Consider the following 26,192-nt stretch of genomic DNA (forward strand, 5'->3'; position numbering starts at 1 on the left):
GCCGGGGTATGATCTGAATGATCGGATTGCGTGATCACTTCCACGATCATCAGGCCAGCACGCTTTCACCGCGTCGGATAGTCCATTCCGGCCCGATTGGCAAGCCTGCAGACAGGTATGACTGGGATGTGATTGTATTTTTACCGGTTAAAAACTTGTGTTCTGTTAGAATTATAGCAACTTAGATAGAATACATATGCAAACGGACATTATGTATATGATGGCATTCTGGTCATCCGGTTGTTGAGTGGACGGGAAATTAATGACGCGCGAAGGCGACGGGGCGAAGGATCTTCCAAAAGAAGGGACGGAGACCCGCGAAACAGACGCCAACTATCTTGCGCAGCTTGTGGATTTGGGTATTGCGCTTTCCGCCGAGCAGGGACGCGAGGAGCTTAACCAGAAGATCCTGATGGCTGCGCGTAAATTCACCAACGCGGATGGTGGATCGCTTTATCTCGTCAATAAAGACGAAAGCGAACTGCATTTCCGTATCCTGATGAATGATACGCTCAACACATTCTTTGTTTCCGGCCGCGAAAATGAAAAACCGTTTCCACCCTTGCCGCTTTATGATGTCGAAGGGCGGCCCAATTATCGCAACATCGCGACCTATGTCGCGCTGACCGGCAAGCCGATCAATATCGAAGATGCCTATTGTGCCGACGGGTTTGATTTTTCCGGCACGCGCGCCTTTGATGCCAAAACGGGCTATCGGTCGAAATCATTTTTGACCGTGCCGCTAAAAAGTACGCGTGGTGCGATGATGGGGGTGTTGCAGCTGATCAATGCCCGCGATGAAGCCGGGCAGGTGATTGCCTTTGATAAATCAATTGAACCAATCATCGCCGCATTGGCCAGTCAGGCCGCGGTTGCGATTGAAAACAGCCGTCTTTTGCTGGCGCAGCGCGATTTGATGGAAAGTTTCGTGCGCGTATTGGGCCATGCGATTGATGCCAAGTCGCCGCACACGGCCGACCATTGTTCGCGCGTTCCGGTGATTGCGCGCATGCTGGCGCAGGCCGCAGTTGATGACAAACTTGGACCATTTTCCAATTTCTACCTGACCGATATGGAATGGTATGAGCTTGATCTGGCCGCCTGGCTTCATGATTGCGGCAAAATCGTCACCCCTGACCATGTGATGGAAAAGGCGACCAAGCTTGAAACCATCCATAACCGCATTCACGAAATTCGCACCCGGTTTGAAGTCCTGCGCCGGGATGCCGAAATCGATATGCTTAAACGCAAACTGGCGGGCGAAGACGCCGATGCCTGCGATGCCGATTTCAAGCAAAAGGTTGCCGAGCTGGAAAATCAGTTCGCCATGGTCGCCGATGCCAATATTGGCGATACGGAACTTGATACCGACACCATCTATGCCCTGCACGATATTGCCGAACTGACATGGGTGCGCCATTTTGATCGAACAGTCGGGCTGTCGTGGTCGGAAAATCAACGGCTGACCGATGCGGATCTGGTAAGCCTACGCGAAGCGGGCACAGAAACCTTGCTGATGGACCGCGAAGATCAGGTGTATCTGGGCTTTAACCGTGGGGAGCTTTATAATCTCTCGATCCCGCACGGCACCCTGACATCCGAAGAACGACAGGTGATCAATGATCACGTTGTCGTAACGCAGGATATGCTTGCCCAATTGCCTTATCCGCGCGAACTGCAACGTATTCCTGCTATTGCGGGCAATCACCATGAAAAAATGGATGGATCAGGGTATCCGCACGGCATGACCGGCGATGACATGGGCATTCTTGAAAAGGTCATGGTGATTGCCGACATTTTCGAAGCACTCACCGCGGTTGATCGCCCGTATAAACGGCCCAAACTGTTGTCTGAATGCATTTCGATCCTTGGCGATATGCGCGACAAGGGGCAGATCGACAATGACCTGTTCGAGCTGTTTCTGGTCAGTGGCACCTACCTTGTTTACGGTAAAAAATACCTGCGCCCCGATCAGTGCGACGAAGTGGATGTCAGTCAGTTTCTGTCATCGTAACGGGACTGTTTCGGGATGTGGCAGCGGCAAATGTCTTGCAAATGTTTGTTGTCGCACGGCGCACACTGACGTATTCCTGACCGGTGCATTCGTTTCAGGGGCCTGCGTTCTGCTTGGTCCGACGCATATTCAATTGGGTTCAGACGCTAGAATACCGAACCGCCATGACGGACGTAAGGATGTTTGAAACACTCGATATTCTTTTTCTGATCGTTTCGGTGCTTGGAGCCGCTCAGGCGATTTTCCTGATTGTCCTGCTGATGGATGAAGGAAAACGGGCGTTTAAGGCCAATCGCTGGCTGATGGTGTTTGGGTTTTCGGTCGGGATGAGTTTTGTCGACGATACGTTCGATCCGATCATCAGTCCGCTTGTTAACCTGTATCTTGTGCCAGTTTTTGCGCCGTTCTTTTTTGCCTTCATTCCGTCGATCTACCTGTATTTCCGCGAAATTTCCGGCGACCCGGCATCACGGCCATACCGGCATTTTCTTGTCCTGGTGCCCGTAGCTGCAGCAATCGGGCTTATGGTCTATTTCAAGCGTTCGCGCATGATCGCCGATGAGGGACATGTGCGTGATGTCGGCTTGCAGATTACGTTCTCGTCGAGTGGTTTGGCAGATATGGTGCTGCTTGCGATCGTCATCCTGTTTTGCACGCTGTTTGCGGTTTACATGACGGGTATCTGGCGACGGGCCCGGCGTTACCTGCGACAGGCGGACTGGCAGCTTCAGGTTGACAGCGAACGGCTGCGCCGCTGGGTGATAGAACTTCTTGTCGGGATGACGATACTGTTTACCGTTTTTACCGTGACCCAGTTGTTTGATCTTTTTGTTTCGCAGGCCGAGTGGCTGTCGCTTGGCGTAAAGGCGGCGTTCGTTCTTGTGTTTTTCCGCATGTGTCAGGTGATTGCGCAGAACCCTGCGCTGTTTGTCCAACCGGAAACCGGTACGGAAGGTGTGCCCGGTGATGCCGCGACACCGCCAGATACGGGCCGGGATGATGGCAGTGAACAGGCACGGATGCTGCGCATGATTGTCGATGAGGACAATGTCATGCGCATTCGAACCCGGCTTGAGAAAGTCGTTGCTAGCCGCAATGTGATGTTCGACCCGCTTCTGACCATGCCGAAACTGGCTGCGGCGGTGGGGGTAACTCCCAATCAACTTTCTTTCGTGCTGAATAAGCATCTGGACAAAAATTTCTTCGATTTCGTCAATGAAGTTCGGATTAATGAGGCAGAGCGCCTTCTGGTCAGCGAATCGGAACGTACTGTCCTCGATATTGCGACCAGTGTTGGCTTCAATTCGAAATCGACTTTCAACCTTGCATTCAAGACGATCACGGGATTGACGCCAAGTAAGTATCGTCATGAAAACGTTGATAAACCAAACGACTAAGGCGTACGAATGCGCATTCGTACCATCCGGGGGCGCCTGATGCGTACGACCATATAACAACGGACGCCAGGTTCAGGGCTTCGGGGCAGTGTCGGCACATCAACCAATTTCAGGGTGTTCCGATACATGTCTTTCAATCACGTTTTACGCCGCTCCGGTGATATCATGCTTCTTACCGGTCTGGGGCTTTGTACGATGGCGATCATTTTGATGATTGCCGCTCCGGTTCATGCCCAACAAGGCAGAAGAGAAATTCTGCGTGAACAGGTTAACCCAAATGCCGACAGCGAGGACCCGTGGCTTGGCGGGGACTGGCAATTTGGTGCATTTGGACAAATAGAAAGCAATCCTTATCGCGGAGCGGACAGTACCGATTTAGGCGGGCTTCCACTTCTTGCATATGATGCGGAGCGGATGCATATCGGGATCGACGGGATCGACATCAAAGCGTGGCAAAATGATTTTGCCAGTCTGTCAGTGATCGGTGGCTTCCGTGATGGACCATTTGAGTCAGGTGATAGCAACTACCTGAGAGGAATGAAGGATACCGACATGGGATATGATGTTGGTATTGGCTTTAGCACGCGGTTATGGCGCGGCGAACTGATTGGAAGCTATCTGACCGATGTTGCCGATACCCATAACGGTCATGAAGTTGATGTGTCCTATTTCGTGCCGCTGCAATTAGGGGATGTCAACTTTGAGTGGGGTGCCGGTGTTACGTGGCAAAGCGAGAACCTGGTTGATTATGGAACGGGTGTTTCGCGCACTGAAGTCCGCAGCGACCGGGCATACTATGCCCCGGATGCAACCTTCCTGCCGCATCTTGATGTGACCGTCGCCTATCCGTTGACCGAAAGCCTCAATATCATTGGCACCGGCGGGTTCATCTATCTGTCAGATGAATATACCGACAGCCCGATCATTGATGATGACTATGTTCTTAGTGCTGGTCTTGGGCTTGTCTATACGTTCTGATTTTCCGTAATGGACATCAGATCGGGATGATCAAACGGGCAATCTGCACAAAAAAAACGGACCGTCGCAAGACGGTCCGTTAAGTTTCAGGGTGCAATTGTGGTCGGCTTGTTATTCAAATGTTGTCGTGGAAATGACAGGCGACCTCCTGAGTTTCCGAAACACGATCAATTTTCGGGACATCTGTCGCGCATTTTTCCTGTGCAAACGGGCAACGCGTTCGAAACACACATCCTGATGGCGGCGACAGCGGACTTGGCAAATCACCGGTCAGGACAATGCGTTCCTTGTTGCGTTCAATTTCCGGGTCGGGGATTGGTACAGCTGAAATCAGCGCCTTGGTATAGGGGTGTCTTGGCGCGGCATAGATGCTGTCACGGTCCGCAAGCTCCATCACATTGCCAAGATACAGCACCATAATGCGGTGACAGATATGGCGCACAATTGACAAATCATGGCTGATGAAAATCAGCGACAGGTCAAATTCGCGCTGCAATTCCTGCAACAGATTGACGATCTGCGCCTGGATCGACACATCAAGGGCGGAAACCGGTTCATCACAAACAATCAGTTTTGGTTCAAGGATCATTGCGCGCGCAATGCCGATACGCTGGCATTGTCCGCCGGAAAATTCATGCGGATAACGGTTGATCATTTGCGGCAAAAGGCCAACGCGCGCCATCATGCGTTTGACGCGTGTCTTGATTTCATCCTTGCCCAATTCGGGTTTGTGGGTGACCAGCGGCTCGGCAATGATTTCGCCGATCGTCATGCGCGGATTAAGGCAGGCCAGCGGATCCTGAAAAATGATCTGAAAATCACGGCGCAGGGGCTGCATATCGCGGTGCGGAATGCCAACAATGTTTTTGCCAAGCCATGCGACCTGTCCGCCCGACGGGGCAATCAATTGCAAAATCGCCCGGCCCAGTGTCGATTTACCGCACCCTGATTCCCCAACCACGCCCAGCGTTTCACCCGGAAACAGGTCAAAATTCACCCCATCGACAGCCTTAAGCGGACGGTCCTTGGCGAACAGGCCTTTGCCGGGTATCGGGAAATGAACCTTAAGATCGCGGACTGAAAGGATCGGGGCGTTGTCGCGTTTGTCTGGTGCTGTCATGACCGTCATTGCCCGTCCTCCCGGAAACATGCGCTGGCCCGGCCATCCCCAAAATCTTTGAGCAACGGGCGCTCCACACAGCATCGATCCATGACATAGCCACATCGTTCCTGATAGGCACAGCCCGTCGGCAGGTTTTGAAGATTGGGTGGTTGGCCGGGAATGGCGAACATGCTGTCTTCGTTGGCGCGATCAATGCGTGGCATCGATTTCAACAGTCCCTCGGTATAGGGGTGATGACTGTCATAGAAGATGTCGCGCACGGTACCGGTTTCAACAACCCGCCCGCCATACATCACCATCACCCGATCACACAGGCCAGCCACCACACCCAGATCGTGGGTGATCATGACCGTGGCGGTGTTGAAGTCCTTTTGCAGATCGCGCAACAGATCAAGGATCTGTGCCTGTACCGTGACATCAAGCGCGGTGGTCGGCTCATCGGCAATCAGAACTTCCGGATCACACAAAAGCGCCATGGCAATCATCACGCGTTGGCGCATGCCACCTGAAAATTCATGGGGGTACATGTGAACGCGCTGGGCCGCACCGGAGATGCCCACACGGTCAAGCATCGCAACGGCACGTTTTAGGGCATCTGCCTCGGACATGCCGCGATGTTCGACCAGAACCTCTGTCATTTGCCGGGAGATTTTCAAAAACGGGTTGAGCGATGTCATCGGATCCTGAAAGATCATCGACATTGATACACCGCGAATTTTGTTCAAGTCGCGGGACCGCAGATTGAGGATTTCCTTATCCTTGTAGCGAACCGATCCGGTTGATGTGCCGTTCTTGGCCAAAAGCCCCATCAGGGACAGGAATATCTGGGTTTTGCCCGATCCCGATTCCCCGACAACGCCAAGCGTTTCGCCCGGATCAATGTGGAAATTGACGTTATTGACCGCCTCAACTTCGCCGTCCGGGGTTTGAAACCGCGTAGAAAGGTTTTCGACAGTCAGAATATGGTTGGTTGTCATGATGTGTTTCCTTCCTGTCCTATCTGTCTTTCGGGTCCAGCGCATCGCGCAGGCCATCGCCGATGAAGTTGAAACAGAACAGTGTCAGTGCCAGGAACACCGCCGGATAAATCAGCATCCAGGTCGATGCTTCGATCACTTTTGCGCCTTCGGAAATCAGAACACCCCAACTGGTCAGGGGCTCCTGCACGCCAAGTCCAAGGAACGACAGGAAGCTTTCCGTCAGGATCACTTGGGGAATGGTCAGTGTCATATAGACAATCACCGGCCCCAGAACGTTGGGGATCACATGGCGGAAAATGATTTTGAAGTTCGAAACACCCGTGGCATGGGCGGCCTCAATGAATTCACGCCGCCGCAGCGAAAGCGTCTGCCCCCGGACAATGCGCGCCATGGTCAACCATTCAACCGCGCCGAGGGCGACAAAAATCAAAAAGATGTTTCGGCCAAACACCACCATCAACATGATGACAAAAAACATGAAGGGCAGGGAATACAGCACATCGACAAACCGCATCATGATGCTGTCGATCTTGCCGCCGAAATATCCGGCGATGGCCCCATATGTCACCCCAATGATCAGCGACACGGCTGTTGCCAGAAGCCCGACGGCCAACGACACGCGCGCGCCATACAGCACACGGACAAACAGATCGCGTCCATTGCCATCGGTGCCAAAAATATGGCCGTTTTCCCAGTTCGGACCTTCCTGAATATATCCCCAGTCGATCTGGTCATAGGCATATGGGCTCAAAAGCGGGGCAATGATCGCAAGCAGGGTGATAATCCCCAGAATGATCATCGACCCGACAGCGGCCTTGTTGCGAAACAGGCGGATGCGGGCATCACGCCACAGGCTGCGCCCTTCGATTTCCTTGGTCGCACCTGCGGATTGCAGCAGTGCTGTCTTTTCGGATTTATTCATCATCAGGGTGACTTCAGTTTGGGATCAAGAAGGCCGTAAACCATGTCGACCAGGAAATTCAGCATGATGATCATCACCGCATAGACAATCACCACCCCCATCACCAACGGATAGTCGCGATTTAATGCGGCCTTGATGAAATAGGTGCCAATACCGGGCACACCAAAGATGCTTTCAATCACAACCGAGCCGGTCATCACTGCCGCGGTCGCGGGGCCGAGATAGGAAATCACTGGCAAAAGCGCGCCCTTGATCGCATGACGGTTCACCACCAACTTTTCGCGCAGTCCCTTGGCGCGTGCCGTGCGGATATAATTGGAATGCAGCACTTCGACCATGGATCCGCGCGTCAGGCGCGCGATATAGGCAATCTGGGGCAGGGCAAGGGCAATGATCGGCAAAATCTTGTACTGGATTTCGCCGTCTCCCCACCCTGCGGTCGGCAGGATCGCAAGATACAATCCAAAAACAAGCGACAGCAACGGCGCCATGACAAAGTTCGGGATGGCGATGCCGATCATGGCAATTCCCATCACGGCAAAATCAACCGCACTGTTTTGTCGAAGCGCGGCATAGGTGCCAAACCCGATCCCAAATACAAGGGCCAGGGCAATCGCACTTAAACCAAGTTGCATGGATGCGGGCGCGCCGGCCATGATCAGTTCAGCAACGGAAAAGTCGCGGATCTTGATCGATGGGCCAAAATCACCCTGCAAAAGCTTGCCGATATAGATGCCGTATTGTTCGATCAGCGGTTTATCAAGGTCATAGGCGGCCTTGATATTCTTTTCGATTTCGGGCGGAAGTGCGCGTTCCTGATCGAACGGGCCGCCCGGTGCAATACGCATCATGAAAAAGGCCACCGTGATCACGATGAACAGTGTCGGGATCGCGATCAGCAGGCGCCGAATGGCGTAAGATAACATATTTCTCTCTCATCCCCGTCGGGGTGATCGCAGGCCTTGGGCGGGAGGAAGCCTTCAAAGCCTGCGATACCAAGGCGAAATTTACTCGGCGATGTCGAGCCAGCGGGTCAGGTGACGATCCGGGGCATTATCGATCCAGCCCTTGATCTTTGGCGATACAAGCTGTTTCGAGACATAGTAGTAAATCGGGATGTAGGGCTGGGCCTCCATCATGATGGCTTCGGCCTGATGCATCAGGTCTGCACGCTTTTTCAGGTCGCCTTCGTTTTCGGCGTCCAGCATAAGTTCGTTATAGCGCGGGTTATCGAACGCGGCATAATTCAGCGGGCCGGTGCGTTCTTCACCAAGGAACAGGAAGTTCTGTGCATCGTTGTAATCGGCAATCCAGCCTGCGCGGGCGACTTCGAAATCACCAACTTTCAGGTCGGCATAATGGATTTTGCCTTCGGTGTTAAACAGGTCCGCTTCGACACCAATCTGTTTCCACATGTTTTGCGCCGCAATCGCGATACGCTTGTGGTTTTCCGACGTGTTATACCGCAGGGTGAATTTCAATGGATTGTCCGGCCCATAGCCTGCCTCTGCCATCAGTTTCTTGGCTTCTGCGACCTTCTCGCCATAGGGCAGGTCTTTCCATGAAACATAGGCCGGTTCGGTATAGTTGCCCGTTCCCGGTGGCACGAAGGAATATGCCGGAAGTTCACCGGTTTTCAGAACCGCATCGGTGATGGCTTCGCGGTTGATGGCAAGCGAAAGTGCCTTGCGCACGCGTGGATCGGCGAACTTTTCTTTGTCGGTTCGGATCGCGTAATAATAAATGCCCGCATAGGGCGCGATGCGCAGGCTGTCGCTCAGATTGTCACGCAACCAGGAAATTTGTTCGGATGCGATGTCACGTGCGACGTCAAGTTCGTTAGCACGGAACCGGTTTTGCATCGCGGTGCGATCTTCGTAGGCGTAATAAATGACCTCGTCGATCGGAACGTTCTTGGCGTCATAAAATTCTTCGTTTTTGACCAGTTTGGTATGAACGTTCGGAACCCATTCAACCAGTTTGTAAGGGCCATTCACGACGATGTTTTCCGGCTTTACCCAGTCCTTGCCATATTTTTCAACCACGTGACGCGGGATTGCAAAGGCAGTCTGGTGGGTAAGCTGGGCGAGGAAATAGGGGGCCGGTGCGGTCAGCTTGACCTTAAGGGTATGGTCGTCAACGGCAGTTGCTGCGAGTTTCGCGCCATCTTTGCCGGTGTTGACGTCTTCGGCACCTTCAATGATGTACAAAAGCGACGCATATTCAGCACCCAGTGCCGGATCAAGAAGGCGTTGCCACCCTGCGATGAAGTCCTGTGCGGTGACCGGAGTGCCATCTGACCAGTTATGATCCCGGATTTTAAAGGTATATGTCATCCCGTCGTCTGAAACGGTCCAGCTTTCTGCGGCTCCCGGGACCGGCTGCCCATCCGGGCCATATGTCAGAAGACCCAGTGACATATCATCGGAAATACGACTGGTCTGAACGGTCGAGATGAAATGTGGGTCCATGGATTGTGGTTCACCATCATTCCCGACCCGCAGAATCTTTTCGGCTTGCGCGTGGGTGGAGGACAGCATGGTCATCGACCCGGCAATCAAGGCGGTCCCCAGCACAAAGGCCCGTGACGACTTTATCAGTCCGCTCACGAGACCCTTTGTGGTCATCGCATTTTGTGACATGTGAAATGTCTCCCTCAACAATTTTGATTTGTTGTGACGTACTCCCTGAAAGTACGTACGCAAAAATACTGAGGCTGCCATGCGTCAACTGCAAGTCGTGATTTCACATTGATGAAACAAATGGTGGAATTTTGCGCAATATTGTCCATTTCATAGCTGAACTTTGCGTAAACTGCGTAAGTTGACTGATAATCTAAACATGCACGACACGGGTGACAATTTGGATATCAGGTCACCATTCGATATTCAGGAAAATGTGATGTAACCCGGAAAAGTTGTATTTTTGATGTGAAATACTTCACATTCAAGGCTTTGAGGGGACTTCAATCTTGCGAATCGGGCACCAAAGCGCAAGGCGGTCACTTAAGCGTTGAGAAACATGATTTTACGCGGTACGGGTTACTGCGTACAGAAAACCAACCTCTGAGCGGCATGACCCAACATGTTTGAGACCATCGATATCCTGTCATTCATGATCTCTGTGACCGGGATGGTCCAGGCGGGCCTTTTGCTGCTGGTTCTGCGTAATGAAGGAACAAGTGCCTGGCACGTGAACCGCTGGATGGGTATTTTCCTGTTGGCATTGTCGATGTCATTTGCCCGCGACATTGTTCTGCTGCTGGGTGGTACTGCGGTGGCGCTTTTGCTCGAACCGCTTCTTTTCAGCGCCTATTTTGCGCTTGCCCCTGCGGTGTATCTCTATTTTCGGGAAATGTCGGGGGATCTACCAGATAGGCCCTGGCTCCATATGCTGGCGGTACCTTTGGCCTGTTGTGCCGTGGCGGCAATGATGGTGATGGTTTTCATTCGTTACGGTGACCGGCTGTTTGGCGGTGACCCGCTGCACATCACCTTTGATACGGATTTTGACCTCAGCCTGGTGGCGACCGGGTTGCTTGTTGGGCTGTTTGTTTTTGTGTCAGTTTATCACATTGCTCTTAGTCGGGTGGCGCATCGATATACAAAAATGCTCAAGGCCAAGGGCGATCACGACAGTCTGCTGCGGCGTCGATGGGTACGTGGCGTGGTTTTGTGTCTGCACTCTGCACTGGTGGCATTTGTCCTGTCACAGTTGTTGCAGATGGTGTCACGCGACATGCACTGGTCAAATATGCTGGTCAATCTTGGATTTGTGCTTGTTCTGCTGCGTCTGAATTTCCTGCTGGCAAGTCAGCCTTTCCGGACAGGGAACGCCCATGAACAAACGGGGATAAATGATCTGCGCCCGGAACGTCGTTCGGTGATGGATGAGTATCAGACCGCGCAGATTTGCAAACGGCTGGAGCAGGTTGCCGGCGACGGACAAACATTGTTTGATCCGCTTTTGACGATGCCCAAACTTGCCACCCGGATCGGTGTTACCCCCAATCAGTTATCCCATACGCTGAACAATGTGTTGGGCCAATCCTTCTTTGAATTCGTCAATAGCGTGCGTGTTCACAGGGCGGCAGGGCTGTTATGCGCCGAGCACGACCGCACGATCATTGATATCGCAATGGAGGTAGGCTTTAACTCCAAATCGACATTCAACCTTGCTTTCAAGCGCGTTACCGGTATGACACCCAGTCACTATCGCACCCAGGCCATCACCAAACCGGATGGTCTGGATCTGTCTACACGCTTCGGGTTGACGCCAATCACTCCGAGCGGAAACTAAGATTTGTGATATCCAAACCGGACATAGCAGAATGACCACAGAAATCCCCAAACTTGTACTGATGATCATTGCCATTGTGGGGTTGGCACAGGCAGGATTTCTGATGTTGCTGCTCCGGCACGAGGGCAAGCGCGCATTTCGCGCCAACCGTTGGCTGATGGTCTTTGCCTTTGCATCCTGTCTAAGCTTTATCGAAGACATCACCGACGTTTTGCTGACTCCCAAATGGATGCTGTTGATGGCACCGGTTTTCATGTCGATGACCTTTGCCTTCGTGCCGTCCATTTATCTGTATTTTCGCGAAATTGCAGACCGGCCGGTACGTCGACCAATCTATCATTTCGTGGTTCTGCTTCCGGTTCTGGTGGCAACGTCCGGAGTGGTGTGGATTCTGTTTGATCAGTTCGTGCCAGAAATCATTCATGGCACCGATGTCGAAATCGATGTTGCCATTGATCAGCACATCTGGCTGTCAGTTCTTCTGATGACTGTCTTTATCGGGCTTTATGTCCAGCTTTTTGCCTATATGCCCAAGATATGGAAAGTCGCCCTTGGGTATCTGCGACAGGCTGGTGAACAGCTTGGTGCGGATCAGTTGGCCTTGCGGCGCTGGACGCTTGAGATCCTGATCGGCATTACCGTTATTTTCCTGATTTTCACCATGACGTCCGTCATCGACGTCTTTGTTGACGATGGAACATGGCTGACCACCCTTGTTCAGGGCAGTTTTGCCGTCGTATTTTTCCGGATGTGTCATCTTTTGGCATCGAACCCCGCCTTGTTCGTTCAAGCCGAATGGCAGGAAAGCGATCCTCAGGAATCAGATGGATCGGTTACCTCAGCTGGGAAGGGCGCGATTTCAACTGTTGTGGCCGACATGCGGAAATCACTTCTTGAAGATGATGACGTCGTGCGTATTCGCGAACGCCTGACGCGTATTGTGGATAGCACCGATACGATGTTTGATCCGCTTTTATCGATGCCCAAACTTGCGAATATGGTCGGGGCCACGCCAAACCAGTTGTCCCATGTTCTTAATCAGCATCTCGGCAAAAGCTTCTTTGATTTCGTCAATGAAGTCCGCACCAAAGAGGCGTCGATACTTCTGATTGATGAGCCGGATCGCACGGTTCTCGATATTGCGACCAGTGTCGGCTTCAATTCCAAGTCAACTTTCAATCTGGCCTTTAAAAAAATCACCGGCAAAACACCAAGCGCGTATCGCATTGAAAATTCAAAATAATCAAATTCTTAGCCGGTGAGAATGATCATTCGTACCCTGAGATTATTGATATCCGGTTCGAGGATATAGGGCCGGTCGCCAAACAAAACGTTATCAGGCAGCTTCTGCACACCTTCCAATCTCAAGGTGTTTAAATAGATGTCTGAAAATTACGTTTTGCGTCGTGCCGGTGACAGTATGGTGGTCGTCGGGGTGGCGTTGTGTCTTATGTCACTTCTGATGTTGTTCGCGTCTCCTGCGCAGGCCCAGCAGGCGACAAAGGAAATTCTCCGCGATCAGGTCAACCCGAAAACCGGCGGTGCCGTCGACCCATGGTTCGACGGAAGCTGGCAAATTGGTGCATTCGGTGGTGCATCAAATAATCCATATCGCGGGACTGATGATGTTGAGCTTGGTCTGCTGCCGATTGCTGCTTATGATTCTGAACGCATGCATATCGGTGTGGATGGTATCGACATCAAGTTCTTTAAAAACGATGTCTTTAGCGCGTCGCTGATCGGGTCAGTTCGGACCGAACCGTTTGATAACGGCGATGGCAATTATCTTCGCGGGATGGAAGAACGGGACATGGCATTTGAGGCCGGTCTTGGTTTCTCTGCCAACATCTGGCGCGGTGCGTTAATTACCAACTATCTTACCGATGTTAACGACGCCCATGATGGTCATCAGGTGGATGTATCTTATGTCGTCCCGGAGCAATGGGGGGACGTGAGTTTCAGCTGGGGCGGCGGCGTTACCTGGCAAAGCGATAAACTTGTTGATCACATGGTTGGTGTTCGTCACAAGGAAGTTCGTAGCGACCGGGCATATTATGCGCCAGATGCAGCCTTCATTCCATATATCGATTTCACCGTCACCTACCCGTTGACGGAGCAAATCACCCTGATTGGAACCCACGGTTTCCAGTATCTGCCAGACCAGTATACCGACAGCCCGATCATTGATGAGGATTATGTTTTCAGTGCCGGTATCGGCCTTGTTTACAGCTTCTAGGGGCTAAGGAAGCTTCTTTATCGTCTCACCCCTCATGTCTCCATAACGTGTTGGCGAGCAATCCTGCTTTGCCGACCTGACGGGCCGGTTTACCAAGCTTCTATCCAACCGCCGGTCCGTCCTTTTTTCAGGATTACTGCGATGATCCGTGTGCAATTGCGCCTTGTTCTCCCGCTTACCATTCTTGTTCTGTCTGCGTGCAGTGGCATCGGGAGCGAATACGAACCTGTTGTTGATGGACCGCGTGATGAAAAATATCAGGTCGATCTTGGCGAATGCCGGGGACTCTCCAAACAAAGTGAATATCTCGGCGGGAAAGCCAAAACCGACGCCACGATTGGTGCCGCGCTGGGTGGTGTCGTCGGAGCTATTTCGAATAGTTGGGAAGGGTTGCTCGTCGGTCTTGGGATCGGTGCAGCTCTTGGCGCTGGATCAGCCGCCTACGAAAATATCGAAAAACGTGAAGAGATTATTGGAAACTGTATGGCTGGCCGTGGACACAAGGTGGTTGGGTAACTACAGGCTTATGTGCCGAGCTCAAGAAAATCCCACTTGTTGTCATATAAGGTCTTCAAATACCGCCACCGTGCCATATGGCCTTTATTTTCCCACATAGGCCGCGAGCTCATCGGGTGTTCCTTTGGGAAAGGCCTCTCGTAAAAAGTCGAGGAATGCCGACACGCGCGCGCTTAGCAATCGGCGAGACGGGTAGAGCGCCCACAAGGTGATTTCATTGCCGTCAACATCGCCCCACTGCACCAGCGTGCCATCGCCAATATCGTGACCAACGAGGGACACTGGAAGTCGTCCGGCGCCAGCCCCTTTGCGAACGGCATCCCGAACCATGACCAGTGATGACAGGCTCAGAACCGGGTTGATCACGATCCTTGATGGGCCCTTCGGCGTTTTCACATTCCAGATTTCGTCCTGGCGGACTTGGCCCCGCACGACAGCCGGGACGGCGGAGCCGTCTACTGGTGGCGTCAGATCAGGGCTGGCAACGATCACCAGTCGGTCATGAAGGAAAGCTCTTCCAACCAGACTTTCGTCGGGCTCCGGGTTGACCCTTATCACCAGATCATAGGCTTCCTCGATCATATCGACGGGCCGATCTTCGGTCGTGACTTCAAGTTGGACCCTCGGATACTTAAGGGCAAAGTCTGCGGCCAACTTACCCATCGCAGTCTGCGAAAACAGCAAAGGCGCACTGATCCGAAGCCGTCCCCTCGGTTCGCGTCCACCAGAAGCGATTGCCGCAGTTGTTTCGTCGAGTTCGGTGAACAACTGGCTCGTCCGCTCGAACAGGGCTCTTCCTTCCTCTGTCAGCTTGAGTAGCCGTGCGCCGCGCTCGAACAAGCGCAGCTCAAGGCTCGCCTCAAGCTCTGCGACGCGTCGCGACAGTGTCGCTTTTGGGCGGCCGGTGGCGCGCGACGCTTTTCCAAACCCTTCGTGGCGGGCAACCAGATTGAAATCGGCAAGGGCAAGAAGATCCATGTGTTCCACCAGTGAGACGATCTGTCTAAATATAGCGTCTATTCGCATCAATGTGGATCACTAAATTGGGGGCAGTCAAATTGCTCAACCAAGGAGAGAAACCATGACCATTCTAATCACCGGTGCGACTGGAAATGTCGGTCGTAATGTCGTCGAACAACTTGTGAACCGTGGTGCCGATGTACGTGCGCTGGTCCGTGATCCGTCTAAGGCGAGTTTGCCGACCGGCGTGGAAGTCGTGCAGGGTGACTTGCTTGACGTCGATTCCCTGCGGCACGCCATGTCGGGCGTCTCCACCCTGTTTCTGTTGAACGGGGTTGTTGCCGACGAATACACGCAGGCGCTGATTGCTCTTAACCTTGCCCGTGAGGCCGGGATTGAGCGGATTGTATACCTGTCGGTAATCCACAGCGATATCTACGTCAACGTGCCGCATTTTGCCGGGAAGTTTGGCGTAGAGCGGATGATCGAACACATGGGTCTTGGTGCGACCATTCTGCGCCCGGCCTATTACATGGACAATGAGATCACGATCAAGGATGTCGTCACCAATTATGGCATCTATCCGATGCCGATTGGCGAGAAGGGCCTTGCGATGATCGACGCACGTGATGTCGGCGAAATTGCTGCACTCGAATTGATCCGTCGCGAACAGTCAGCGACACCGTTGCCGATCAATCGCATTAATCTTGTTGGTCCGGACACGCTAACCGGCAACGATGCCGCCACGATCTGGGGCGATGTCCTTGGCCGTGCAATCGCCTTTCCCGGCAACGATACCGTCGGGTTTGAACAGAACTTGCGTCAGTTTATGCCCAGTTGGATGGCATTCGACATGCGCTTGATGGCGGAGCGTTTCCTGACCGATGGCATGCTTCCGGATGCTGGCGACGTTGACAGGTTGACATCAATGCTTGGCCGTCCGCTGCGCTCTTATCGCGACTATGTTGCGCAGATTGTTGGCTGATCGCCTCCATTCCAACACCACCGAAAAAGGACCATCGACATGATCTATTCGACTGCAACCGTCCCGGTGAACCCGGAAGGCGAGGCAAAACTCACGCGCGCGCAGGTCTGGAAAGGCCTCGAACTGAAGGCCCGCGATGCGCGCCAATTCCTCCCGGCAGGCCTCTGCACCCGCTGCGACGTGACAGAGGAAAGTGCCACGCACTTCGTCCGCGACGCCACGATCGGCGGTGCCGACCTGCGTGAGATCATCACGCTTGAACCGCAACGCAAAGTCACCTTCTTTCAGGCGACTGGCCCGCGTGAAGGTGCCATCATCAACGAATTGTTCGAGGATGAGGCGGGCGACCTTCAGCTCAAATTCTATTGCTACCTCGGACTGCGCGACAAGGAACCGAACGGCCCGGAGGAACAGGCAGAGCAGGCGCAGTTCGACAGCGATAAGGGCTACAAAGCAGCCCTTTTATCCACATTGAAGCATACACGTGAAATGGTTGCCGAAGGCAGGATTTGATCCGCGCCAATCTCATCAACCAACAATACAAACAGCACATGTCACTGTTGTCTGGTCGGTCATTTGAAATGGTCGACCAGGCTTTTCTGTTTCTACCGGTTTGCGCTGGTTTTGTGGCTATGTCGCACTTTGATTGGCCAAAGATCTTATCGTGCCAGATCGGTTGTGGGCTTGGTTTTTAGTTCCAGCAAATCCCACTTGTTGCCATACAGGTCTTCAAATACGGCGACCGTGCCATAGGGTTCATGGCGTGGCTGTTCGAGAAATGGCACGCCGGCTTGGCGCATGCGGTCATAATCGCGGGTAAAATCATCGGTATTAAGGAAAAATCCGACCCGGCCACCCGTTTGATCGCCAATGATGCATGTTTGGCGCTCGCCACTTGCACGGGCCAGCAAAATGCGGGTTTCCTGTGCCCCCTTCGGGCCAACAATCACCCAGCGTTTGCCATCACCAAGATCGGTATCTTCAAGAAGCTCAAACCCGACCTTGTCGGTATAAAACGCAATGGCGGCATCGTAATCGCGTACAACAAGCGTGATCAAACCAATATGGGGCATGGTAATTTTTCCGGTTGGAAATAGGGGGAGCTTTGGGGTGGTGGCCTTAAATCAAGCCAAGCGTTTTAAATGAATTATATCCCGCTTGACTGATGATGATGTGGTCATGCACCGCAATCTCCATCGCCTTGGCGGCATCAACGATCTTGCGCGTCATCTCGATATCGCCGCGTGACGGGGTGGCGTCCCCGCTTGGATGGTTGTGGACCAGTATGATCGCGGATGCATGCAGCTCAAGCGCGCGTTTGATGACTTCGCGTGGATAAACCGGGGTGTGATCGACTGTGCCGCGCTGATGGCATTCATCGGCAATCAGCCGGTTTTTACGATCCAGAAACAGCAAATGCAGTTCTTCGTTTTTCAAATGCCCGATCCGCACCCGGCAATAGTCAATCAGCTGTTCCCAACTGGCAATCACCGGCAGTTCCATGGCACGTTCACGCGATAAATGCTGTGCACTGGCCTCGGCAATCTTGATCGCGGCAATGCCGGCCTCGCCAAGCCCCTTGGCCTTGTGCAAATCTTCGGGGCGGGCGGATAACACATTGGCAAAGCTGCCAAACTGCGCAATCAGCGATTTGGCCAGCGGTTTAACATCACCACGCGGCATCGCCATGCACAACATCAGTTCCAGCAATTCATAATCGGCCAAGGCCGTCGCACCGCCTTTGATAAAGCGCTCGCGCAACCGTTGGCGGTGGCCGTGATAATGCGGTTTGGCGGATTTCGGTGTTGTGGCATCTGCCGACGATGCGGGCAGGGGCGTATCGTGCTCGGAAACGGGTGGGGATGCCGGGCTCTGCATCGCAGAAGGGATATCGTGGGCCTGATCAAAAAACACCCGCGTCCCGTCATCGATTTCAGAAGTCGGGGTCAAAGCAGCTTTGCGATTTTTGGTGTCGCTCAAATCTGCTTCCCCCGTTTACCCGTTACTCGGCTGCTTTGCCAAGATCATAGGGTGGTTTGTCCAGACCAGCCGGTGAGCGGGTAAAGATTTCAAACCCGTCGTCGGTCACGCCAAGCGAATGTTCAAACTGTGACGACAGTTTGCGGTCTCGCGTCACCGCTGTCCAGCCATCAGGTAAAATTTTACACGCATAAGTGCCCTGATTGATCATCGGCTCAATCGTAAAGATCATGCCGGGTTCCAGAATAAGCCCTTCGCCGGGTTTGCCGTAATGCAGGATATTTGGCGCATCATGGAATACCTGACCAAGCCCGTGACCACAGAAATCACGCACGACAGAGAACCGCTCACCTTCGGCATAGGACTGGATCGCATGACCGATATCGCCAAGGGTCGCACCCGGCTTAACCGCGTTAATCCCGCGCCAAAGCGCTTCATAAGTCACATCGACAAGGCGCTGGGCCATGACTTTGGGCGTACCGGCGATATACATGCGTGATGTATCGCCGTACCAGCCATCAACAATGACCGTGACATCAATGTTCATGATGTCGCCATTCTGCAGTTTCTTGTCACCCGGAATGCCGTGGCAAACTACGTGATTGATCGATGTGCAGATTGATTTTGGGAAACCGCGATAATTCAGGCAGGCCGAAATCGAATTGTGATCGCGGATATATTCATCACACAGGCGATCAAGCTCACCGGTGGTCACACCCGGCACAACATGCGGGGTAATCATATCAAGCACTTCCGCTGCCAGCCGACCGGCGGCGCGCATGCCTTCAAATGCTTCGGGGCCGTGAAGTTTAACTTTTCCGTTCGCCACCCGAAATCTCCTTAAGCTCGGCTACATATCTATCGAATTTGTTGGACAATGACATAAAGCCAGATGCTGGAATTGGCAAGGTTTGGCTGATATGCGCGTGGTTTAGGGCCGTTAAACACCGACAATCGGCAATGCGTTGCGCACCGTTACCGTATCGGTATCAATTGCACAGTCATAAGCAATCGCCTCAACCCCGTTTTCGCGCGCGGCCTTAAACCGATCGCCATAGTGCGGATCAATATCGGTCGAAAGCGTAAACCGGTCACAATCGGTCCGCTGGATCAGGTAAAACATCACCGCCCGGTGTCCCTCCGCGACCATATCGGTCATTTCATCGAGGTGCTTTGCCCCGCGTGCGGTGACGGCATCGGGGAATTCGGCCAGCCCCGGTATATCTTCATCACGTTTAAGATGGACGTTTTTGACCTCGACATAACAAAGCCCCCGGTCTGGATCAGACAGCAGGATATCAATCCGCGAATTCTTGCCGTATTTCACTTCGCGTTTGAGGTCCTGATAGCCCGCAAGCTCTTTGATCTTGCCGGCCAAAATGGCTTCTTCGACAATCGCATTGGGGTGCGATGTGTTGATGCCAATCCAGGCATCCCCGATCTGGCACAGCTCCCAGCTATATTTCAGTTTGCGTTTCGGGTTGTCTGATTGCGACAGCCAGACATCAATGCCCGGCTCCTTAAGCCCGATCATCCCGCCCGGATTGGCACAATGCGCGGTAATAACCTCCCCGCTATCAAGTTCAACATCGGCCAGAAACCGTTTGTAACGTTTGATCAGCGTGCCGTGGATCAGCGGGGTTGGAAGATGCATCGTCGGCCTTTCGGGGAAACTGTCCTGACAGGAACTGTCATGTGATTTCTAAAACATGCTGCCAATTTCACGGCAATCGCGCCATACATCAACCCTTTGCTGCCCAAAGCCCTCAAAGGATTGAAAATTGCACCAGACCCTTCGCGATAAAGCCATTGCCGTTTGCGACAAAAAGATCGCGCAAAAAGGCCCAAATGTCGGGCTGTCATTCTATGCGTTTTTTGCCAACCGCAATGATGACCCGGATATGTTGATGGAGGCCGCCACATGGTGGATCAAAACCCACCGGCTTGATCATTTCGAAAAGGCGGCCAAAATCCGCGAGATGGTTCTTGCGGGCCAATAAGTCCTAGTTTTGTGGTTCCGGCTTGTCTGGAACGTCACCAAGGAAATCCACCAGACTAACCTGACCGGACCCCCGGCGCAGCGGCTTGGGCTGACTATCATCGGGTGCCCAGCCGGTCAGATAGATCACTTGAAACTTGGCATGCACCCGGCCATCTTCCCTGCCATGGCGTTCGTGATAGATCGCGGCGGCACGTGCCAATGTACTGCGTTTGGTGAATTTCTTGGACCGTTTGGCGACAATGTTGCTTTCGCCCATCCCCGAAAGGTCGCGCATCAGTTTAAGCGCATCGGGGTAATCAATCGTGATGTCATCGGCATCGACCACCGGCAGGGCAAAGCCGCTGCGTTGAAGCAATGCACCAGCATCTTTGACATCGACAAACGGTGAAACACGCGGCGATACGCCGCCTTCTTCTTCGGCCTCCGCCGTCATCAGGGCTTCGCGCAGGTCTTTAAGCGTCTCGCCACCGAGCATAGACGCCAAAAACAGCCCGTCGGGTTTCAGCGCACGGCGGGCCTGCAGCAACATGCCCGGCAGATCATTGACCCAATGCAGGCTCAAGTTCGACAAGATCAGATCAAGCGATCCTTCGGCAAAGGGCAGGAATTCTTCATCCGCCACCATGCTGGATCGGCCATTAAGATCACGCGCGGCCTTGGCATAACGATACGAGATATCAGCTTGATGCAATGTCTCGACCCGGCTGCTTGCGGCAAGGATCTGTGCCAACTCACCACTGTGACAGCCAAGATCAACCGCACGCGGGAAATTGCGCGTGGTGTCTTCAAGCCGGTCGGCCAGCCGGTCGGCGGTTTCGGCAAACAGGAAGTTGAACTCGGACGCGCGCGACGCGGCGCGGTCACGGCGCAGTTTAAGGATATGACGATCAAAGACCGTGATCGGATCGGCCATGGGGCGGGAAGCTCCGGCAAAGTCGTTTCAAATGTTACGACCTAGATAGAGCGTCCCGCCCCAGGGCGCAATCGAAGATCGGCCTTAAAGTTCCAATATCAGCGGCGCATCACCGTCGGTTTCCGATGCAGCAGGCATAGCACAGCAGATCAATGCCTCGTCAGGTTTAACCGCCGCACTGGGTTGGGTTTTATAGGTCACGTGTCCTTGTAAAATTTTGGTCCGGCATGTGCCGCAATTCCCACCGCGACAGCTGGCTTCGGGGGCAAGCCCGGCATCCTCGGCAAGTTCAAGCAGCGTCTTGTCGGCGTCGGGTTGCCAGATGGCGGCCTGAGCGGATTTCGCGAATTCGACCTGTGTTGCTTTGGGGCTCGCCGGGGCGAGTTCGGGCAACTGGTCATTGGCATCAAGGCTTCGTTGAAGCGATGCGGGGCCAAAGGCCTCGGCATGGATGCGGTTATTGGTAATGTTTAACCCGCGCAGGCCGTCATACATCGCCTGCATGAAGGGCGGCGGCCCACACAGATAAAAATCAAAATCATCAAACGGCAGCAGCGACCGAAGCAAATTCATGTCGATATGACCTGATGCTTCGTAATCCTTGCGCGGTTCTGCCCCATCTGCATCGGCCAGAACCCGGACAAGGCGAATGTTGCCCTGTGCGGCCTTCACAAGTTCAATGATCTCGCTGTCAAAGGCCCGGTCAGCGAGATTGCGGGCAGAATAAAACAGCCATGTCGGACGGAAACCGCGCGTGCGCAGTCCTTCATAGACAATATGGCGCAGCATCGAAATCATTGGGGTAATGCCAATGCCGCCCGCCATCAGAACCACCGGCCGCTTTGCATCGACATCAAGGTGAAACTCCCCGGCTGGTGCCCGCGCCTCAATCACATCGCCAACACGCAGGGTGTCATGCAAGTGGCTTGAGACAACACCTTCGCGCTTTACGCTGATGCGATAGGTATAATCCGATGGCCCATTTGAAAGCGTATAGGTTCGGATCAACGGCGTGTCCGTGCCGGGTATCTCCACACGGATCGGTAAATGCTGTCCCGCTTTGTTGGGCAAAGTGCCATTCTGATCTGCCGGTTCAAGGTGGAACGATTTGATCAGGTGGTTTTCCTCGGTAATCCGGGCAATTTTGAACGGACGCCAGCTTTTTGCTGCCTCAATGGCCGCAAGGTTCCGTGCCGCACTTTCCCAGTCCCCGGTCAGAAGGCTGTTGGGCGACGCACCATCCGCTTGATCGCGCCAGCGTATCGGCAGGGCAGAGCCCCTGAAAACCACCTTGCGCGGGAAAACCCGCCAAAGGCGTTCAGCCCCCTGAAAGGCGGCAATTTCCGGCCCTTCGACAATGACGTCGGCATCGCCGGTGATTTGCAGGACATTGCCCGTGTTAAAATCGGTAAAGATCAACCCTGCCTTCGGGTTGGTCAGGATATTGCCCAGCGTGTTGAAAAACAGGTTTCCGGCAAAATCGGGAATGGTCAGGGTGCCGTCGGCGGCTATGTGGACAAACCCGGCTTTGCCGCCGCGATGGGATACATCGACTTCGCGTTTTTTTCCGGCACGATCAACATAGGTTGCGACAAAAAAAGTGTCGGCAGCGGCAATGATCGCCCGTGCCCGTTCATCAAGTTCTGCCGACGTTTCGGGGGACGACGCGGTAGGGGCAAGTGGATCACGGATGAATTCAAAATCGCGCAGATGGATATACTGCGGGCAATTGCCATAGCTGTGCCCGACCTCGATGGTAAAGTGATCATCGGAAGAATGCGCAATTGTACCGTTCATACGGTTACGCCGTCTGGTATGCAGTTCAATCCCGATCATGCCGATTGCCGTGCCGTCACCTATGCCAGCATCCGCAGGATCGGTCGCATCGCGCGGGATGTTGACCGAAAGATGATGGGGATCGGGTGAGTTGAGAAATCCGGGGTGGTTGGCGCGAAGGGTTGCCCAGACATCGCCCGCATCATCCACCGTGCCAAATACGGCAAAGGGCAGTTGCGGATAGAACTGACGATGTTGATCAATCAGATGATCACGCAGCACACGTTTGCCCATTTCGGCCATCTTTGTCTCGACACCGACCAACTGTTGCATGTGGATCTCGCCCTCATGCCACGGGCCGGACGTGTCCGCACCTGACGGCGTGAATTGCACGGGGGCGGAAGATGGGATTTTTGAGGGCGATGCACTGCGCGTGTTCATGACAGTTTCCTTTTCGAAGGACGAGGCTCAGGGCCGGTCTTGGGGCAGGGGGGAGTTTGAGCGGGGGCACAAACACAGTGAAAGACCGGCCCGGCCCGTCAGATCGCCGTACGAAGACCGGCGACTGTTTGCTCAAACGCGACGAAACCGGGCAGGGCTTCAACCCGTTTTAGCCACGCGCGCACATTGTCATAGGCGGCAAGGTCAACATTGCCTTCCGGTGCATTGGCGATATAGCTGTAAAGCGCGACATCGGCGATGGTCGGATGATCAAGCGCGATCCAGTCATTACCTGAAAGCTGGCTCTCAATCTGGGCAAGGATGGCATGGGCGCGTGCAATGACTTCCTCGGCATTGAACGGCGCGTTAAACACCGTGACCAGACGGGCCGCACTCACGCCATAGGCAATCTGCCCGGCCGCAACCGAAAGCCATTTCTGAACTTTTGCGGCACCTTCGGCGTCTTCGGGCAGCCAGTCGGTGGCACCAAGCTTCTTGGCGACATAGGTCATGATGGCAATTGAATCGGCAATTACGACATCACCATCTTCAAGAACCGGGACCTGCCCAAGCGGGTTCAGTTTAAGGAATTCCGGTGATTTATGTGCGCCGTTGGCCAAATCGACAATGCTTACCTCGTGCTCAACACCCAGAAGACTCAGGAAAAGATGGGCACGGTGGGCATGACCCGAAAGGGGGAAATGATGCAGTTTCATGATCGCGATCCTTTTCATGGACAGTATTTATGGAATGATCTGATCATGATTGTTGCTTCATGATTAAGGAATATGGTTTTATGGGAATTCATTGTTCCGAAAAATGGAATAATTAGTCAGCGGTCGGGAAAGCATCATGGATCGATTTCAGGCAATGCGAATTTTTGTCCGCGTCGTCGAGGCGCGCAGCTTCGCCGAAGCTGCGCGACAATTACATTCAAGTCCACCCGCAGTCACACGTGCGGTCGCATATCTTGAAGAAATCACTGGTGCGCGGCTTCTGACCCGAACAACAAGATCGGTGACCCTGACCGAACCGGGTGCGCGCTATTATGCCGATTGCAAACGTCTGCTTGCTGCGCTCAGTGAGGCCGAAGCCGCCGCAGGGGGCGAGTATGCCAAGCCGAGCGGCACATTGACGATCACCGCCCCGGTCCTGTTCGGGCAGATGTATGTTTTTCCAATTCTGGCCGAATTCCTTGATCTTTATCCCGAGATGCGCGGCCATGCGCTGTTGCTTGACCGGATTGTCAATATTGTCGACGAAGGGATCGATATTGCCATTCGCATCGGTCACATGGCCGACACATCCATGAGCGCGATCAAGGTTGGAACCGTGCGCCATGTCGTTTGCGGTTCACCGGACTACTTTGCACGAAATGGCCGGCCACAGGTGCCCGCAGACCTTGGCACGCATAAGATTATTGCATCGACCGGATCCTCGATACCCCTTGACTGGCAATTTGGCCGGGATCAGAAAATCAACCTTTCCGTCACAGCACGTCTGCAAAGCAATTCGATTGCAGCCGGCCGCCAGGCAGCAATTGACGGCTGGGGACTAATGCGTCTGCTGTCCTATCAGGCGGCCCCCTATGTTCAGGATGGATTGCTTGACGTGGTTTTAACTGAGTATGAGCCCGAACCACTGCCGATCCATATTGTCCATCCCGAAGGCCGCCATGCATCCGCCAAGGTGCGCTCCTTTATCGATCTGGCGGTGGATCGTCTGCGGGCAGACGCGCGCATTAATTAGGAAGGCACATTTTAGGGTCAGGCCCTGGTCCCGACACATGCTATATTCCGGTTCCAGTTCAGTGTTTTGGGGCATCTGGTGGGAATTTCGTCGTCGCAAATTGGCCGTGTCATCGGCAATGTGGTGCAAATCGGGTTGCGAACCGTTTTACCACCGCGTTGCGGCGGATGTGGGGAAATGACCGACACTACCCATGCGGTCTGTGCCGAGTGCTGGGCCGGATTGCGGTTTATCACCGCCCCACAATGCGCGTGCTGTGGATATCCGTTCGAACTCGATGTTAGCGCTAACATCGAGGCTATTGACCAAAACGCGGATGGTAAAACCCTGTGCGGGAACTGCCATCAAAAGAAACCGGCCTATGATCAGGCACGTGCGGCCTTGGTCTATGACGATCATAGCCGCGAGTATCTTCTGCGATTCAAACATGCGGATCGTACCGATTTAACCCCGCTTCTGGCCCGCTGGATGTTTCAGGCCGGACACGATATGTGGGGCGATGCAACGTTGATTTTACCGGTCCCCTTGCACCGCCGACGTCTGTTGGCGCGGCGCTATAATCAGTCGGGCCTTTTGGCGCAAAGGCTTTCGCGTCACACCGGAATTTCATGGGACGGATTGGTGTTGCGGCGGGATCGCAATACACGCAGTCTTGGCGGATTGGGGCCATCATCGCGTAAGCGCGAGGTTGGGGGTGCCTTTCGCATTGATGACGCCCGTGCGGATCGTCTTGGGCTTGCCGGTGCCAATGTTGTTTTAGTCGATGATGTTTTGACAACCGGGGCAACCGCCAATGCCTGTGCCAGCAGTTTAAAGCGGGCCGGGGTCATGCACGTATCCGTGATCACGGTTGCACGTGTCGTGCGATAAGGCCTGATTTTTGTCACGTCTGCGGGTTCATAGGCACTGCCATCGACCATG

At 53.7% G+C, this 26,192-nt stretch carries 25 protein-coding genes; 12 read left to right on the forward strand and 13 right to left on the reverse strand.

Annotated elements, in window-relative coordinates; genetic code table 11:
• The first annotated feature begins 262 nt into the window (after positions 1-262).
• The 3 genes from COO92_RS03290 to COO92_RS03300 all read left to right on the forward strand — a co-directional run bounded on the left by COO92_RS03290 (position 263) and on the right by COO92_RS03300 (position 4,389).
• The gene (locus tag COO92_RS03290; RefSeq protein ID WP_101299824.1) at positions 263-2,014 is read left to right on the forward strand and encodes a GAF and HD-GYP domain-containing protein; all 1,752 of its coding nucleotides are present in this window, start codon (positions 263-265) and stop codon (positions 2,012-2,014) included.
• A 179-nt stretch (positions 2,015-2,193) separates the two neighbouring features.
• Positions 2,194-3,411, forward strand: coding sequence for an AraC family transcriptional regulator (locus tag COO92_RS03295; RefSeq protein WP_101299825.1), 1,218 nt, complete (start codon positions 2,194-2,196; stop codon positions 3,409-3,411).
• Between the two features lie 165 nt (positions 3,412-3,576).
• Positions 3,577-4,389 (forward strand): MipA/OmpV family protein, encoded by an 813-nt coding sequence (locus tag COO92_RS03300; RefSeq protein ID WP_101300062.1) that lies wholly within the window; start codon positions 3,577-3,579, stop codon positions 4,387-4,389.
• 115 nt (positions 4,390-4,504) lie between these two features.
• On the opposite strand, the gene COO92_RS03305 is transcribed toward COO92_RS03300, so the two are convergent.
• The 5 genes from COO92_RS03305 to COO92_RS03325 all read right to left on the reverse strand — a co-directional run bounded on the left by COO92_RS03305 (position 4,505) and on the right by COO92_RS03325 (position 10,023).
• Positions 4,505-5,509, reverse strand: a complete 1,005-nt coding sequence (locus COO92_RS03305) for an ABC transporter ATP-binding protein (RefSeq protein WP_101300064.1) — start codon at positions 5,507-5,509, stop codon at positions 4,505-4,507.
• Between the two features lie 5 nt (positions 5,510-5,514).
• The gene (locus tag COO92_RS03310) at positions 5,515-6,489 is read right to left on the reverse strand and encodes an ABC transporter ATP-binding protein (protein WP_101299827.1); all 975 of its coding nucleotides are present in this window, start codon (positions 6,487-6,489) and stop codon (positions 5,515-5,517) included.
• Between the two features lie 19 nt (positions 6,490-6,508).
• The gene (oppC, locus tag COO92_RS03315; RefSeq protein ID WP_022733048.1) at positions 6,509-7,417 is read right to left on the reverse strand and encodes an oligopeptide ABC transporter permease OppC; all 909 of its coding nucleotides are present in this window, start codon (positions 7,415-7,417) and stop codon (positions 6,509-6,511) included.
• Complete coding sequence (gene oppB / locus COO92_RS03320) at positions 7,417-8,340, reverse strand: oligopeptide ABC transporter permease OppB (RefSeq protein WP_101299829.1); 924 nt, start codon at positions 8,338-8,340, stop codon at positions 7,417-7,419. Before oppB ends, oppC begins: the two co-directional genes overlap by 1 nt.
• 81 nt (positions 8,341-8,421) lie before the next feature.
• Positions 8,422-10,023, reverse strand: a complete 1,602-nt coding sequence (locus COO92_RS03325) for a peptide ABC transporter substrate-binding protein (protein WP_240626296.1) — start codon at positions 10,021-10,023, stop codon at positions 8,422-8,424.
• Between the two features lie 475 nt (positions 10,024-10,498).
• Between COO92_RS03325 and COO92_RS03330 the strand changes: the two genes are divergently transcribed.
• From COO92_RS03330 to COO92_RS03345, 4 genes are all read left to right on the forward strand, one after another.
• Positions 10,499-11,713, forward strand: a complete 1,215-nt coding sequence (locus COO92_RS03330; protein WP_101299832.1) for an AraC family transcriptional regulator — start codon at positions 10,499-10,501, stop codon at positions 11,711-11,713.
• 31 nt (positions 11,714-11,744) lie between these two features.
• Positions 11,745-12,956, forward strand: coding sequence for a helix-turn-helix domain-containing protein (locus COO92_RS03335; protein WP_101299834.1), 1,212 nt, complete (start codon positions 11,745-11,747; stop codon positions 12,954-12,956).
• A gap of 138 nt (positions 12,957-13,094) precedes the next feature.
• Positions 13,095-13,949, forward strand: coding sequence for a MipA/OmpV family protein (locus COO92_RS03340; protein WP_240626297.1), 855 nt, complete (start codon positions 13,095-13,097; stop codon positions 13,947-13,949).
• A 141-nt stretch (positions 13,950-14,090) separates the two neighbouring features.
• Positions 14,091-14,465, forward strand: coding sequence for a glycine zipper family protein (locus COO92_RS03345; RefSeq protein ID WP_101299836.1), 375 nt, complete (start codon positions 14,091-14,093; stop codon positions 14,463-14,465).
• Between the two features lie 84 nt (positions 14,466-14,549).
• Here the strand turns inward: COO92_RS03345 and COO92_RS03350 are convergent, their stop codons facing one another.
• The gene (locus tag COO92_RS03350; protein WP_101300068.1) at positions 14,550-15,443 is read right to left on the reverse strand and encodes a LysR family transcriptional regulator; all 894 of its coding nucleotides are present in this window, start codon (positions 15,441-15,443) and stop codon (positions 14,550-14,552) included.
• 103 nt (positions 15,444-15,546) lie between these two features.
• On the opposite strand from COO92_RS03350, the gene COO92_RS03355 reads away from it, so the two are divergent.
• Positions 15,547-16,410, forward strand: coding sequence for an SDR family oxidoreductase (locus COO92_RS03355; protein ID WP_101299838.1), 864 nt, complete (start codon positions 15,547-15,549; stop codon positions 16,408-16,410).
• A gap of 39 nt (positions 16,411-16,449) precedes the next feature.
• On the forward strand, positions 16,450-16,923 hold the full coding sequence (locus COO92_RS03360) for an SRPBCC family protein (RefSeq protein ID WP_101299840.1): 474 nt from the start codon (positions 16,450-16,452) through the stop codon (positions 16,921-16,923).
• A gap of 146 nt (positions 16,924-17,069) precedes the next feature.
• Here the strand turns inward: COO92_RS03360 and COO92_RS03365 are convergent, their stop codons facing one another.
• From COO92_RS03365 to sfsA, 4 genes are all read right to left on the reverse strand, one after another.
• On the reverse strand, positions 17,070-17,483 hold the full coding sequence (locus COO92_RS03365) for a VOC family protein (protein WP_101299842.1): 414 nt from the start codon (positions 17,481-17,483) through the stop codon (positions 17,070-17,072).
• A gap of 46 nt (positions 17,484-17,529) precedes the next feature.
• The gene (gene radC / locus COO92_RS03370) at positions 17,530-18,390 is read right to left on the reverse strand and encodes a RadC family protein (RefSeq protein ID WP_101299844.1); all 861 of its coding nucleotides are present in this window, start codon (positions 18,388-18,390) and stop codon (positions 17,530-17,532) included.
• Between the two features lie 22 nt (positions 18,391-18,412).
• Positions 18,413-19,219, reverse strand: coding sequence for a type I methionyl aminopeptidase (map, locus tag COO92_RS03375; protein ID WP_101299846.1), 807 nt, complete (start codon positions 19,217-19,219; stop codon positions 18,413-18,415).
• Between the two features lie 111 nt (positions 19,220-19,330).
• On the reverse strand, positions 19,331-20,044 hold the full coding sequence (gene sfsA / locus COO92_RS03380; RefSeq protein WP_101299847.1) for a DNA/RNA nuclease SfsA: 714 nt from the start codon (positions 20,042-20,044) through the stop codon (positions 19,331-19,333).
• Between the two features lie 127 nt (positions 20,045-20,171).
• Here sfsA and COO92_RS03385 point away from each other — a divergent pair, with 127 nt between their 5' ends.
• Entirely contained in the window at positions 20,172-20,390 is a 219-nt protein-coding gene (locus COO92_RS03385) for a DUF6500 family protein (protein WP_101299849.1), read from the forward strand.
• 3 nt (positions 20,391-20,393) lie between these two features.
• On the opposite strand, the gene COO92_RS03390 is transcribed toward COO92_RS03385, so the two are convergent.
• From COO92_RS03390 to COO92_RS03400, 3 genes are all read right to left on the reverse strand, one after another.
• The gene (locus COO92_RS03390) at positions 20,394-21,305 is read right to left on the reverse strand and encodes a methyltransferase domain-containing protein (RefSeq protein ID WP_101299851.1); all 912 of its coding nucleotides are present in this window, start codon (positions 21,303-21,305) and stop codon (positions 20,394-20,396) included.
• An 84-nt stretch (positions 21,306-21,389) separates the two neighbouring features.
• On the reverse strand, positions 21,390-23,522 hold the full coding sequence (locus COO92_RS03395) for a 2Fe-2S iron-sulfur cluster-binding protein (RefSeq protein ID WP_101299853.1): 2,133 nt from the start codon (positions 23,520-23,522) through the stop codon (positions 21,390-21,392).
• A gap of 98 nt (positions 23,523-23,620) precedes the next feature.
• Positions 23,621-24,238 (reverse strand): glutathione S-transferase family protein, encoded by a 618-nt coding sequence (locus COO92_RS03400; RefSeq protein ID WP_101299855.1) that lies wholly within the window; start codon positions 24,236-24,238, stop codon positions 23,621-23,623.
• Between the two features lie 136 nt (positions 24,239-24,374).
• Between COO92_RS03400 and COO92_RS03405 the strand changes: the two genes are divergently transcribed.
• On the forward strand, positions 24,375-25,271 hold the full coding sequence (locus COO92_RS03405) for a LysR family transcriptional regulator (protein ID WP_101299857.1): 897 nt from the start codon (positions 24,375-24,377) through the stop codon (positions 25,269-25,271).
• Between the two features lie 123 nt (positions 25,272-25,394).
• Positions 25,395-26,141, forward strand: a complete 747-nt coding sequence (locus COO92_RS03410) for a ComF family protein (RefSeq protein WP_276307555.1) — start codon at positions 25,395-25,397, stop codon at positions 26,139-26,141.
• Positions 26,142-26,192 lie beyond the last annotated feature (51 nt).

The organism is Thalassospira lohafexi, from assembly GCF_002844275.1.
Classification (GTDB): domain Bacteria; phylum Pseudomonadota; class Alphaproteobacteria; order Rhodospirillales; family Thalassospiraceae; genus Thalassospira; species Thalassospira lohafexi.

Bases quoted from the DNA above. Each gene is read 5' to 3' on its own strand.
- COO92_RS03330 (WP_101299832.1), top strand. From the start codon at position 10,499: ATGTTTGAGACCATCGATATCCTGTCATTCATGATCTCTGTGACCGGG.
- COO92_RS03405 (WP_101299857.1), top strand. From the start codon at position 24,375: ATGGATCGATTTCAGGCAATGCGAATTTTTGTCCGCGTCGTCGAGGCG.
- COO92_RS03290 (WP_101299824.1), top strand. From the start codon at position 263: ATGACGCGCGAAGGCGACGGGGCGAAGGATCTTCCAAAAGAAGGGACG.
- COO92_RS03365 (WP_101299842.1), bottom strand. From the start codon at position 17,483: ATGCCCCATATTGGTTTGATCACGCTTGTTGTACGCGATTACGATGCC.
- COO92_RS03400 (WP_101299855.1), bottom strand. From the start codon at position 24,238: ATGAAACTGCATCATTTCCCCCTTTCGGGTCATGCCCACCGTGCCCAT.
- COO92_RS03350 (WP_101300068.1), bottom strand. From the start codon at position 15,443: ATGGATCTTCTTGCCCTTGCCGATTTCAATCTGGTTGCCCGCCACGAA.
- COO92_RS03355 (WP_101299838.1), top strand. From the start codon at position 15,547: ATGACCATTCTAATCACCGGTGCGACTGGAAATGTCGGTCGTAATGTC.
- COO92_RS03345 (WP_101299836.1), top strand. From the start codon at position 14,091: ATGATCCGTGTGCAATTGCGCCTTGTTCTCCCGCTTACCATTCTTGTT.
- COO92_RS03305 (WP_101300064.1), bottom strand. From the start codon at position 5,509: ATGACAGCACCAGACAAACGCGACAACGCCCCGATCCTTTCAGTCCGC.
- oppB (WP_101299829.1), bottom strand. From the start codon at position 8,340: ATGTTATCTTACGCCATTCGGCGCCTGCTGATCGCGATCCCGACACTG.
- COO92_RS03395 (WP_101299853.1), bottom strand. From the start codon at position 23,522: ATGAACACGCGCAGTGCATCGCCCTCAAAAATCCCATCTTCCGCCCCC.
- COO92_RS03340 (WP_240626297.1), top strand. From the start codon at position 13,095: ATGTCTGAAAATTACGTTTTGCGTCGTGCCGGTGACAGTATGGTGGTC.
- COO92_RS03300 (WP_101300062.1), top strand. From the start codon at position 3,577: ATGCTTCTTACCGGTCTGGGGCTTTGTACGATGGCGATCATTTTGATG.
- COO92_RS03335 (WP_101299834.1), top strand. From the start codon at position 11,745: ATGACCACAGAAATCCCCAAACTTGTACTGATGATCATTGCCATTGTG.
- oppC (WP_022733048.1), bottom strand. From the start codon at position 7,417: ATGATGAATAAATCCGAAAAGACAGCACTGCTGCAATCCGCAGGTGCG.
- COO92_RS03390 (WP_101299851.1), bottom strand. From the start codon at position 21,305: ATGGCCGATCCGATCACGGTCTTTGATCGTCATATCCTTAAACTGCGC.
- COO92_RS03360 (WP_101299840.1), top strand. From the start codon at position 16,450: ATGATCTATTCGACTGCAACCGTCCCGGTGAACCCGGAAGGCGAGGCA.
- sfsA (WP_101299847.1), bottom strand. From the start codon at position 20,044: ATGCATCTTCCAACCCCGCTGATCCACGGCACGCTGATCAAACGTTAC.
- COO92_RS03310 (WP_101299827.1), bottom strand. From the start codon at position 6,489: ATGACAACCAACCATATTCTGACTGTCGAAAACCTTTCTACGCGGTTT.
- COO92_RS03295 (WP_101299825.1), top strand. From the start codon at position 2,194: ATGTTTGAAACACTCGATATTCTTTTTCTGATCGTTTCGGTGCTTGGA.